Genomic DNA, 229 nt, shown 5'->3' with positions numbered 1-229 from the left:
CGCCAGGCGAGTCGCGACATTCCCGCCGTCAGCGACGACTCCGCCGCCAGTGACGCCCCCGCCGCGACGGCTTCGGCGAGACGCCGTCCGGACGCCAGCCGACCATAGGCCGCCTGACGGCGCTCCGTCGGCGCCCCTTCCACCTGCGGCCGCGTCTCCCTGGCCTCGCGCTCGGCCATCGCTGCGGCGATATGGCGGAAGCCCCGCCGCGTCCGCAGCAGCCCCCTGC

1 protein-coding gene is annotated in these 229 nt (G+C 76.9%); it reads right to left on the bottom strand.

What is annotated here, in order from left to right:
- Positions 1–229: hypothetical protein (locus PA598K_RS37190; RefSeq protein WP_185602456.1), on the bottom strand; the 229-nt coding region annotated here is incomplete at both ends.

The organism is Paenibacillus sp. 598K (genome assembly GCF_003851045.1).
Lineage (GTDB): Bacteria > Bacillota > Bacilli > Paenibacillales > Paenibacillaceae > Paenibacillus_D.
This window is presented reverse-complemented; position numbering and strand designations above follow the sequence as displayed.